The sequence below is a fragment of the Candidatus Eisenbacteria bacterium genome, assembly GCA_016867715.1.
GTDB lineage: Bacteria > Orphanbacterota > Orphanbacteria > Orphanbacterales > Orphanbacteraceae > VGIW01.
Window position 1 is genome coordinate 1 of sequence record VGIW01000103.1, and the last position, 10,775, is coordinate 10,775.

Annotated in this window: 7 protein-coding genes and 1 pseudogene; 6 read left to right on the top strand and 2 right to left on the bottom strand. The window is 65.5% G+C overall.

The window, feature by feature from the left end; genetic code table 11:
• Window positions 1-250: 250 nt before the first annotated feature.
• Window positions 251-1,453: an ATP-binding protein gene (locus FJY73_12680; GenBank protein MBM3321521.1), complete on the top strand. Its 1,203-nt coding sequence runs from the start codon at window positions 251-253 to the stop codon at window positions 1,451-1,453.
• A gap of 261 nt (window positions 1,454-1,714) precedes the next feature.
• On the opposite strand, the pseudogene FJY73_12685 reads toward FJY73_12680, so the two are convergent.
• Together FJY73_12685 and FJY73_12690 are read right to left on the bottom strand one after the other, a co-directional pair.
• Window positions 1,715-2,732, bottom strand: a pseudogene (locus tag FJY73_12685) (transposase).
• A 243-nt stretch (window positions 2,733-2,975) separates the two neighbouring features.
• Window positions 2,976-3,803: a nucleoside phosphorylase gene (locus FJY73_12690; GenBank protein ID MBM3321522.1), complete on the bottom strand. Its 828-nt coding sequence runs from the start codon at window positions 3,801-3,803 to the stop codon at window positions 2,976-2,978.
• 439 nt (window positions 3,804-4,242) lie between these two features.
• Between FJY73_12690 and FJY73_12695 the strand changes: the two genes are divergently transcribed.
• The 5 genes from FJY73_12695 (at window position 4,243) to FJY73_12715 (ending at window position 10,686) form a co-directional block, all read left to right on the top strand.
• The gene (locus FJY73_12695) at window positions 4,243-4,572 is read left to right on the top strand and encodes a hypothetical protein (GenBank protein MBM3321523.1); all 330 of its coding nucleotides are present in this window, start codon (window positions 4,243-4,245) and stop codon (window positions 4,570-4,572) included.
• Window positions 4,573-4,634: 62 nt separating this feature from the next.
• Window positions 4,635-7,730, top strand: a complete 3,096-nt coding sequence (locus FJY73_12700; GenBank protein MBM3321524.1) for a tetratricopeptide repeat protein — start codon at window positions 4,635-4,637, stop codon at window positions 7,728-7,730.
• Between the two features lie 128 nt (window positions 7,731-7,858).
• Complete coding sequence (locus FJY73_12705; protein ID MBM3321525.1) at window positions 7,859-9,547, top strand: electron transfer flavoprotein-ubiquinone oxidoreductase; 1,689 nt, start codon at window positions 7,859-7,861, stop codon at window positions 9,545-9,547.
• A 35-nt stretch (window positions 9,548-9,582) separates the two neighbouring features.
• A complete protein-coding gene (locus FJY73_12710) occupies window positions 9,583-10,146 on the top strand; it encodes an outer membrane beta-barrel protein (GenBank protein ID MBM3321526.1) in 564 nt (187 codons plus the stop codon).
• A 12-nt stretch (window positions 10,147-10,158) separates the two neighbouring features.
• A complete protein-coding gene (locus FJY73_12715) occupies window positions 10,159-10,686 on the top strand; it encodes a hypothetical protein (protein MBM3321527.1) in 528 nt (175 codons plus the stop codon).
• Window positions 10,687-10,775 lie beyond the last annotated feature (89 nt).

The window sequence follows — 10,775 nt, forward strand, 5'->3', positions numbered from 1 at the left end:
CGACCGGATGGGAGTTCCGAGATTGGGCCGCTGACCTCAACCGACCGAACCGCCGGATGCGGACCCGCATGTCCGGTGGTGTGGCAGGGGGAGTAGCGGGACGAACCCGCTACCCCCCTATGCCGATCGGGTGGAGGCGGCAGGGATGGGTCCCGCGACCCTGGTGCGCAGAAGGTTCTTGACGCGAGCGACGGCATCCTGCAGATTGAATATCTGAAATTCAATCTGCGTACCCGGCACGGAGGATTCCATGATCCGGCGCGCTCTCCTGCCCGTCCTTCATCGGTCCGCGAAGCAGTACCCCGTGGTGACCCTGACGGGACCCCGCCAGTCCGGAAAAACCACCTTGGCTCGGGCGGCCTTTCCACGTCACCGGTATGTCTCGCTCGAGGACCCGGATGATGGCCGCTTCGCACGCGAGGACCCGCGGGGCTTCCTGAACCAGTTCGCCGGGTCCGTGATCCTGGACGAGGTGCAGCGCGCGCCGGATCTCTTCTCCTACATCCAGACCATGGTCGATGAGAGAGAGAAGCCGGGGCGCTTCATCCTGAGTGGATCAAAGAACTTCCTGCTCCTGGAGAAAGTGAGCCAGTCGCTGGCGGGCCGGTGCGCGATTCTCCACCTCCTCCCGTTCTCGTTGTCTGAGCTGGGCGGCCGGAGAGCGTTCCCGGTGTCCCAGCTGGGGCGAACCTTGCCGCGGAAGGGGAAGGGGAAGGGACCCGTTCCCGACCTCATGGAAACGCTCTTCCGGGGATTCTACCCGAGAATCCACGACAAGGGACTGGAGCCCCGGCAGTGGCTAAGGGGTTACTATCAGACCTACGTCCAGAGGGACGTTCGCAGCATTCTGAACGTCGGCGACCTCGAGGCCTTCGAGCGCTTCATCCGCCTGTGCGCCGGCCGCAACGGGCAACTCCTCAACCTCTCCGCCCTCGGTGCCGACTGCGGGATCACGCACACCACGGCTCGCCGGTGGACATCGATCCTGGAGACGAGCTTCCTCATCCACCTCCTGCGGCCACACCATCGCAACTTCAGCAAGAGGATGATCAAGAGCCCCAAGCTCTACTTCCTCGACACGGGCCTCCTCTGCTATCTGCTCGGGATCCGCTCTCCGGATGAGCTCCACAATCACGCTTCCCGTGGTGCCATCTTCGAGAGCCTGGTGGTGTCCGAGCTGCTCAAGAACCGGCTGCACCAAGGAGAGGAGAGTGATCTCTACTTCTGGCGTGACTCGACAGGGCACGAGATCGACCTCCTGCTCGATCTCGGATCCAGTCTCACGCCGATCGAGATCAAGTCGGGGATGACGGTCGCTTCGGACTTCTTCCATGGCCTGGAGTACTGGAGAAGGCTGAGCGGTCGACCGGACACGCCCGGCGCTCTGGTCTACGCAGGGGACCGGGCCTATCGGAGAGGAGGCTTTGTTGTGCATCCGTGGGCCGCGCTCTAGCCTGGATGATCCACACGTTTCCGCCTGCGGCCGCGAACCTTTGCCGGTCCTTCATATGAACCTCATGCGCCTGTGACGTGGTCGATTTCGGTTCCCGGATCGATCGCTTTTGGGGCCGATCGACGGCCGTTCGGTCCGTGGACTTTGGCTTCGGGAGGCTCATGGGGCAGAAGATCCGGTGAAACACGCGGGGATGGGTGATTGCAGGCAGATCTCTCCTGCGAGGGCTCCTCTTCCGGGTAAGGAACCGGAGCGGTTCGGTTAAGCAGCGCGCCGCGTGTAACGGTGGTGGAGCCCGCCGACCTGGGGGATCGCGACCACGTTTCCCATCTCGGGCCGCTCGACGGGTCTCGGCACGGGGCAGTCCTTGTCGAGGCCGAGGTGAGTCCGCGATTCGGCGTAGTACCGGAAGTACTCGCGCAGGACCCGGCGGAGATGCTTTTCGTTGAAAATGATCACGTGGTCGAGGCACTCGCGGCGGATGGAGCCGATGACGCGTTCGACGTAGGGGTTCTGCCAGGGGGAATGCGGCGAGATGCGGATCTCCTCGATGCCAAGGTTGGAGACGGTTCGCTGGAACTCCAGCCCGTAGATCTTGTCCCGGTCTCGGAGCATGTACCTGGGCGCCGTATCCCACGGGAAGGCTTCGATCAGCTGGCGAGCGGTCCACAAGGACGAGGGCGAGTCGGTCACGTTGAAGTGGATGATGCGTCTCCTCCCGTGCGAGAGGATCACGAGGACGTAGAGGATGCGGAAGGTCGCGGTGGGGACCGTGAAGAAGTCGAGGGAGACCATCTCGTCGAGGTGATTGTGGAGGAATGCCTTCCATGTCTGGGAGGGAGGCTTCTTCGGTCGGACCCTGTCGTTCGACACCGTCGGCTCGGCGATGTCGATGCCGAGCATGAGCAGCTCGCCGAGGATCCGAGGCGCGCCCCATGTTGGATTCTCGATCGACATTCGGCGGATGAGATCGCGGATCTCTTTCGGTACCTGTGGCCGTCCGGGCTTCCTGCTCCTTCATCTCCAATAGATAGAGGCGGAACCCCTTCCGGTGCCAGCCGACGACCGTCCCCGGCTTCACAAGGACGAGCGAACCTCTCCATTCCGCCCACAAGAGAGAGAGAAGAACCCAGAAGCTCCGATGGATCGGCCGAAACCGTGGTCTCCTGCCAGATCGTTGAAGGATGTGAAGTTGATGGCGCATGGCGAGGTTCTCGAGGACCAGCGCCCGGCGGGACCGGAGCGCCGACGATGCCGTTCTCAGAAGTAGTGCGATCATGAATAGGAGGCTGAAGGACCCGTCCCGTAACGTCAACCAGGTCAACATGGACGTGATCACCGGCGGGCGGATTTGGGCCTCTCGCCGTCGTCGTCTCCGCAGCCCCCGGCCCAGAACAGCCCCGTGCCGATCCAAAAGACCAGGGCCGCGATCTTGAATGCTCGCACGGTCCTCTCCTTTCCAGAACGGCGCGTGTCCAGATGCGTATCGTGTTGCATCGCGCGGACGACTGGATGAGCGGGACTACTCCCCCGGCCACCACGGGAACCGTTGCCCCGCGTTCTGCCTCTCCCGATCCCACGCGATCAGCTTCTCCATCGCTCCGATGCCGACGCGGATGCAGCCGGCGATGTTCTCCTCGAAGTTGATCGTGGTGTCGGTCGGGTGCCAGGGGACGACGTCGGAGACGGTGCAGATCGCTCCGGTGCGAAGGCCGAAGAGGCCGCCGAGCGTGAAGAGGACGCCGTTCTCCATCTCGATGTGGAGGGCGCCCATCGCGGCGGCGTCGCGGAGCCGCTCGACGCGCGAGGGGAGGAGATACGCTCCGTGCGACATCGACGCGAGACGCTCTCCGTCGAGGATTTTGTTTTCGGCATAAAAGGCATCGACGGAAAAGGTCACGCCGAGATGGTAGCGGGCATGCTCGGCCTCGGCGGCGGCGACGAGGGCGAGGACCGCTTCGTGGTGCGCAAGCGCCGGATACGTTTCCCACGCGTACGCGCGCGAGGTCCCGTCTTCGCGGATCGCGCCGGTCGAGATCACGAAGTCCCCCTTCCGCACGTCCTTGCCGATCCCGCCGCTCGTGCCGATGCGAAGGAGCGTGCGCGCGCCCACGTTCGCGAGCTCCTCGATGAGCACCGCGGTCGACGGCGCGCCGACGCCGGTCGAGGCGATCGTGACCTCCGTCTTGTTCAGCGACGCGCGGTAGATGCTGTACTCGCGAACCACCCGGATCTTCTCGCCCCCCCCGAGGAGGTCCGCGATGCGGGGGACCCGCTCCGGCTCGCCGCAGAGGAAAACGTACGGCGAGACCTCGGGTTCCTTGATCCGTGTGATGAGCTGCTCGCCCAACCTTCCCTCCGTTCTCGTCCGGGACCCTCCGGCCCCGACTGCTGCCGGAACCGCCTCCGACCGGCGAGGATAGGCGGATCCCCGGCGGCCGGTCAACCGCCGAAGACGGGGCAAGCGTGATCGGCTTCTCTGAGCGGCCGTTCGCCCTGACGCGCAACCGGTGGAGACAGGGGGAGCGCGCTTGCCGCCATCGTCCGGCCGAGCACTGCGAAAGGCCTTTCCTTCGGTCTTCCGTATTGCTTTGCAGGGTAAACGATTGCACTCCGGGAGCTCTTGGGCGCCCGCACCGGTGCAGCCGGTGAGCCGGCGGGAAGCGAGTCGGAGCCGCCCCGTTTGTTGACAGAACGGGGGGAACTTTAGTAAAATCGTGCACGTACGGGGATGGAATCCGCAGGTACGGCTACCGCGGATCCACCCCTTTCCGAAAGGGGCTGGAGAGATGAGAGACAGGTTCCATGCAAGGCTCCCCATCCTCTTCCTCCTCGCTCTCCTTGTTCTCGGCTTGGCTGCGGCGGACGCTTCGGCGCAGTGGGACAGCAAGCGCGCGAAGCCGCCCACCGAAGGCACGATTCCGCAGGGCAACGGGGGTGGGGATCCGGACAACCCGGTTCCGGTCGTCGGCGACGGAGGTTCGGAAAGCTCCCGGAGCGGGGGCTTGCAGCCGTTTCTGGGCTTCCTCGGCGAGGGCGAACGGGACGACGCGCGGAGCGAGTGGCTTCGCCTCATCGGCACGATCACGGGGGTGCTCGGCTCAGTCCTCTTCCTCTGATCCCCTCCGTCTCCCCGCTTCGATCGTCCGATCAGCGGAGGGCTTGAGGAAGCGGAGCGCGCATGACCACGGAGGAGAGAAGGCGCCAAATCGAGCGCGAGGTCTCCGCGCTTGAACGTCTCGATTCCGCGAGGGACCTTCCGGAGCGCCTCGCCAAGCTCGAACGTCTCGGCGACCTCTACTTCGATCTTGATCAGCACCAGGACGCCTGCTCGAAGTACCACGACTTCCGCATGCTCGCGGCGAGCAACGGTCTTCTCTCGCCCGCCCGCGCGGCGGCCGTCCGCATCAAAGAGGCGTGGTGCCTCTACGAGCGGGGCGACCTCGCGCAGACGGAGAGACATCTGGCCGAGATCGAGAACGAGATCGGCGAGATTCCCGCTGACGATGGAAGACTGCTCGAGGCGGAGAGGAGCGTCCTCGCCGGCTATCTCGATGTGCGGCGCGGCCGCTACCGCGAGGCGCTCGAACGGTTCGAGGGCGCCTTCCGGGTCTTGCTGAAGAGCGGAGAGGACGGCGTCCTCGCGAAAGTCCAGATCGGCTTCGGCCACGTCTACTTCCGCACCGGCGAGCACGCGCGCGCGCGCGAGTATTACGAGGACGCGCTCGCGAGCGCGCGCCGCGCCTCCGACGCGCGCCGCCAGATCCAAGCCACGATCAACCTCGCGCTCGTGTGCAAGGAGCAGAGCGACAACGACCGCGCCCTCTACCTCCTGGATCAGGCGAAGGAACTCCTTCGCGCGTCGGGCAACTACTCGTATCAGGGGCACGTGCTGCTCAACCTTGCGGTCGTTCACTTCCACAAGGGGAACCTCCATCTCGCAGAGGAAGCGTACCGCGACTCGCTGCGCATCTACACGCAGGACGGCCGGCATCCGTGCGCGGCCCTTTCGATGATCGGGCTCGCGCGGATCGACATCCTGCGCGGGCGTCTCCGCGAGGCGAAGGCGCTTCTCGAATCGGCGCTCCCCTCGTGCGTCGAGCAGGGGTATCTCCGCGAGGAGGTCCTCGTCCGGCGCGATCTCGGCGATGTCGAGCGGTGTGCGGGGAACCCGGAGGAGGCCCGCCGGCTCTACCGCGAGGCGCTCGCCGCCGCCGCTCCGCTCGGCGAGGACTCGGAGCACGCCGTTCAGATCGCGCGGCGGCTCGGCATCACGGCGATTCGTCTCGGGGAGCCGCAAGAGGCCGCTTCCCTTCTTCGCCGCGCGCTCGTCCTCTCCCGAAGGATCGGCGAACGTTTCGAGGAAGCGCTCGTCTGCACCTCGCTCGGCACGCTCTACGCCCAGGAGGGACGCTGGGAGGAGTTCGAGCGGATGTACCGCCTCGGCATCGATCAACTCCGCAAGATGGGGGAGAGGGTCGAGCTCGGGAAGGCGCTCGTCCGGCATGTCCGCTACGCGATCGACCGGCCGGAAGGCGAGGAGAGCGATCTCCCGCTCGAGATCGCCGAGGCGCGAAAGATCTTCCGCGAGACCGGCGTCCCGATCTGGCTCGGAAAGGCGCGGCTCGCGGAGGCGCGGCTTCTCTCGCGCGACGGCATCTCGGGAAAATGGGAGCTCGCCCTCGAGCAAGCGGAAAGGATCTTCGCCGACGCGGGAGACGCGCGCCTGATCGATCAGGCGGACCAGCTCCGGCGCGCGCTCGAGGAGAAGGTGATCGATCATTCGCTGAGCGGGCGGAACGACCACCTCGCCGTCCAGGATCTGATTCCTTCACTTTCGGATGATTTCAGTCTCGATGATCTCTTGGAGGAGCTCGTGGCCCGGACGGAAGGCGACCGCGGGGTTCTTCTCGTGTACGAGGAGGGGGAGCAGCGCCACGTGGAGCGCGCCGCCCACGGCATGTCGACCGAGGAAGCGAAGAAGTTCGCGCGCGCGCTTCTCCCGCTCTTCCAGCGCTGCCGCCGGGGAGGGCGCCCCTTCCTTTCGACCGCAGTCCCCAAAGACCCTCGAATCCCCGGCGAGCGGATCGCGGAGGGAGGCGCCGTGCAGAGCCTCCTCGTCGTTCCGTTTCAGACGAGCGCGGAGATCTCCGGCGTCATCTGTTTGGACCGAGGGGAGCACCGCCCGCCGTACGGATCGAGGGAGCTGGACCTGGTGGTCGGCCTCGTCCGCTCGCAGAGGTTCGCGCTCTCGGTTCTCTCGACGAGACAGAAGGAGCTCGTGGAAGAGAACGTCCGGCTCCGCAAACAAGTGAGCGGCTCGACCCACTTCGATCAGATCATCACCGAGAGCCGGCGGATGGACGAGGTGCTCGACCTCGTGCGCAAGGTGGCCGGAACGAACGTCACGGTGCTCATCCGCGGCGAAACCGGAACAGGGAAGCAGCTCATCGCTCAGGCGATCCACGCGGAGAGCCCGCGCTCGGCGAAGACCTTCTTCAGCGTCAACTGCGCAACGCTCCCCGAGCAGCTCTTGGAGAGCGAGCTCTTCGGCCACGCGCACGGCTCGTTCACAGGCGCGCACGCGGACAAGCGGGGTCTTCTCGCGGAGGCGTCCGGCTCGACCGTCTTCCTCGACGAGATCGACAAGATGAACCTCCGCGTGCAGTCGAAGCTCCTGCACGTTCTCGAGGAGAAGAAGATCCGCCCGCTCGGGTCGAACGTCTTCCAAGAAGTGGACGTGCGCTTCATCTGCGCGACGAACCGGAACCTGACGCGCGAGGTGAAGGAGGGCCGCTTCCTCGAGGATCTTTACTATCGGCTGAACGTCATCAACATCGATCTCCCTCCGCTCCGCGAGCGTGTCGAGGACATCCTCCTCCTTGCCCGTTACTTCCTCCGCCTCTTCTCGGCCGAGATGGGGAAGGAGACGGTGAAGCTCGACGAGAGAGCCTCGCAAGCGCTTCTCCGGCATCCTTGGCCGGGGAACGTGCGCGAGCTTCGAAGCGAGATGAGGCGTGTCGTCGTTCTTGACGAGGAGGGCGTGGTGACCGCGAGCCGGCTTTCCCCCGCCGTCCGCGGCATGGAGACGGAGATCTCCGCGCCCATCCGGCCCTCGGCGGAAGGGTCTCTCAAGAACCGCGTCGAGCGCTACGAGAAGGATCTCCTCCGCGAGCTGCTCCGCAAGAACCACGGGAATGTCTCCCGAACCGCGCGCGAGCTCGGCATCTCCCGCTGGGGCCTCCACAAGAAGCTGGACAAGCACGGACTCCGCTAAGACGCCGCGCCGCTCCCGAAGCCGCCCCGCGAGGGCTTTTCCCGTTGCGCGGCTCGCGCCGATTCTGCTAGCTTACCGCTCAAGCGGAGATCGTGACCCCCGTTCCACGAAGCTCCGGGGAGGCGGCCGTGGCGAACGAGCGGGAAGTTCTCGATGTCGACGTGCTGTTCGTCGGGGCCGGGCCCGCGTCGCTCGCGGGGGCCATCCATCTCGCGAGGCTCGTCCGCGCGAAGAACGCGGAGAGGGAACGAGCCGGAGAACCGCCCAAGGAAATCTTCCTCGCGGTCATCGAGAAGGCGAAGGAGCCCGGCGCGCACGCGCTCTCAGGCGCCGTTCTCGACCCGCGCGCGCTCGCGGCGCTCGTCCCCGATTTCCCGGAAAAAGAGTGCCCGCTCGAGGGATCGGTCGGCGAGGACGATCTCTACTTTCTCACCGCCCGCGGCAAGATCCGCGTCCCGTTCACTCCCGCCCCTCTTCGCAACCACGGCAACCACGTGATCAGCCTCGGCGCGTTCACGAAGTGGCTCGCCGGAATCGCTGAAGAGGAAGGGGTCGAGATCTTCCCCACCTTCCCGGGCGCGGATCTTCTGTGGGATGGGGATCGCGTCGCCGGCGTGCGGACCGCCGACAAAGGGATCGACAAGGAAGGGCGCGAGAAGCCGAACTACCAGCCGGGCGCCGATTTTCGCGCGAAGGTGACCGTCCTCGGCGAGGGGACGCGGGGAAGCCTCGCGAAGAAGCTCTTCGCGAAACGCCCCGATCTCCTCGAGGGGCGGAACCCGCAGGTCTATGGGATCGGCGTGAAAGAAGTGTGGAAGGTTCCCGAGGGGCGCATCGCCCCCGGGCGCGTGATCCACACGATGGGCCATCCGCTCGCGAAGGACACCTACGGGGGCGGATGGATCTACGGGATGTCGGGCGGCTTCGTCTCGATCGGCCTCGTGGTCGGGCTCGACTATCCGGATCCTTTTCTCGATCCGCACGAGCGCTTCCAGGAATGGAAGAAGCATCCGCTTCTTCGCGGCATTCTGGAGGGGGGCTCGCTCGAAGGATACGGCGCCAAGTCGATGCCGCTCGGAGGCTACTACGCGGTGCCGAAGCTCTCCCTCGGCGGGGCTCTCCTCATCGGCGACACCGCTTCTCTTCTCAATCCTTTTCGTCTAAAAGGAATTCACCTCGCGATGGAATCGGGGATGCTCGCCGCCGAGGCGATCGCGGAGGCGATCTTCGCCGACGACTTCTCCGAGGCGCGTCTCGCTCGCTACGACTCGGCGTTCGAGGCGAGCCCGGCCCGCAGGGAGCTTTACGGAGCAAGGAATTTCCATCAGGGGTTCGAAGGGGGCCTCTGGACCGGGCTTCTCCACGCGGGCCTGCAGCTCGCGACGGGCGGGCGCGGGATCAGGGAGCGGATGCGCGCGCGCGCGGGCCACGAGCGGATGCGGACGATCGCGGGCTACTACGGGACGCCGCGGAAGGCCCCCGAACCGTCTCCGTTCGACAACGAGTACGCGTTCGACAAGCTCACCGACCTCTTCAAGTCGGGGACCGAGCATCCGGAGGACCAGCCGGCGCACCTCGTCATTCGCGAGCCGGATCTCTGCGTGAACCGCTGCGTGCGCGAGTACGGCGCTCCGTGCGAGCGCTTCTGCCCGGCGTCGGTCTACCACATGGAATGGGACGGGGAGAAGCCGAAGGGGATTCGGATCGACTTTTCGAATTGCGTGCACTGCAAGACGTGTGACATCATGGATCCGTATCAGGTCATCGATTGGACGACGCCCGAGGGGGGCGGAGGACCGCACTACGGCAGGATGTAGCCGGGACCCCCATCCCGGCGGGGAAAGGAGACGGAATGAACGGACGATGGAAAGCGGCCGCGGCGCTTCTCTTGAGCGCCGGGCTCGCCGCTCCCGCGGGGGCAATCGGCCTTGCCGCGGGAGGCTACGGCGCGTACCACATCCCGATCGTGCAAGACGACGCCGGGAGCGGAGCGCTCTACGGCGCCAAAGCGAAGGTCGGCCTCGGGTCGATCTTCGTGCTCGAGCCGTCGATCACGTGGATCGCGGTGGGAGACAAGGACCACACCGAGGAGGATCCCGATCTCGAGTTCTCGACGAAGGGGGGCTCGATCCAGACCATCGGTTTAAACCTCAACCTCGGCGGATTTCCGATCGAGCCGGGCGCGAGCCTCTATGCGACCGGCGGGATCGGGTCGTACACGCTGAAGCCGGATGTCTCGTACAAGGACGACGAGACGCGCGTCGGATACAACGGGGGCCTCGGGCTCGCGATCAAGCCGGGCGCGCTCTTCGACATCGACGTCAGCGGGCGTTTCATCGTGATTCCCCTGGACGGGGGCGGGTCCCGGAAGAGCGTCGGCATTTTCGCGGGCCTCAATTTCTACTTCGGCGCGTAGGAGGGCGGAACGATGCGGAATCGACGCGCGCTTCTTGTTTTCCCGCTCGCTGCGCTCTTCGCGGCGGGTTGCCTGGTCAGCGGACAGCTCATTCTGGTGCAGGTGTTCGGGGACGGGGAATCGTCCGCGGACAAGACGGTCCATCGCATCTCCGTGGACCTCAATGGGAACGAGGATTACGACGAGCATAAGGACAAGCTGCAATCCCTCGAGTACTTCGGGTTCTTCGTCACCGTGACGAACGAGGGCCCCGGCGAGGCGAAGGGGGCGATGTACCTCTCGCTCGTCGATCTCGGCGTTTCGCCTTCGATCGCGACGATCAAGGCCCAGGCGACGCCGATTATCGAGAACGCGAACCTCGGGGCCGGCGAGACGCGAACGATCACGTTCGAGGAGTCGCAGGACTACATCACGAACCTTGATGCGATCGAGGAGGCGGTGCTCGAGGGGGTCTTTTACCTGTACGGGATTACGGACCTCGGCACCGCGGTGGAATACGAGAACTTCATCGTGGTGGCGAGCATCAACGTGGCGCTCTGATCGAGCGCTTCGAGCGATCGTACCGAACGAGAGGGGCGGCGTATCGCGCGCCGCCCCTCGGTTGTTCCCCCCTCGCGGGCGCGGGTCCT